Source organism: Sphingobium sp. D43FB, assembly GCF_002312805.1.
GTDB lineage: Bacteria > Pseudomonadota > Alphaproteobacteria > Sphingomonadales > Sphingomonadaceae > Sphingobium.
Genome location: NZ_NMUA01000184.1, coordinates 1 through 502 on the forward strand (window position 1 = coordinate 1; position 502 = coordinate 502).

Sequence of the window (502 nt, forward strand, 5' to 3'; positions counted from 1 at the left end):
GCACCAGGCCGCCATCCGAAGAGAGCATGCCGCCGTCAAATCTAGCGTCCAAACGCTTGCCAGAAACGGGTGACAAACCGGTCAGGGGCAGCGTAGGATCGTCCATGGTGGGTGTGGCTCTCCAGAATTGACGGTGGCCGGTGTAAGCAACCAAATCATACGTCAAATCATAGCGTTACGCCACATCCACCAACCCCCGGTGAATTTTTCGGGCTAGCTGAACTCGATCCCCGCGAATATCGGGCGCAGACCGAACAGATTACCAGCCAGATCGAAACGGCAACGGCTGCGGGGGATACGACGCGCTCTCAGATTTCCGAACAACAGGCAACCATAGCGCAAGCGCAAGCCCAGCTCGACGCGGCGCGCGCCGAAGCTGCTTTCGCCGCACAGCAGGTTACGCGATATCAGCCGCTTGCCGCATCCGGCGCCGAGCCAGGGGAGCGTTTCGCGCAGCTTCAGACGCAGGCACGGCAAGCTCGCGAGCGAACCAATGCTGCGC

The 502-nt window shown here is 61.0% G+C and carries 1 protein-coding gene; it reads right to left on the bottom strand.

Annotated elements, in window-relative coordinates; genetic code table 11:
* Nucleotides 1-213 precede the first annotated feature (213 nt).
* Nucleotides 214-502 (bottom strand): hypothetical protein (locus SxD43FB_RS25510; RefSeq protein ID WP_176482922.1); only part of this gene is annotated, 289 nt, incomplete at its 5' end.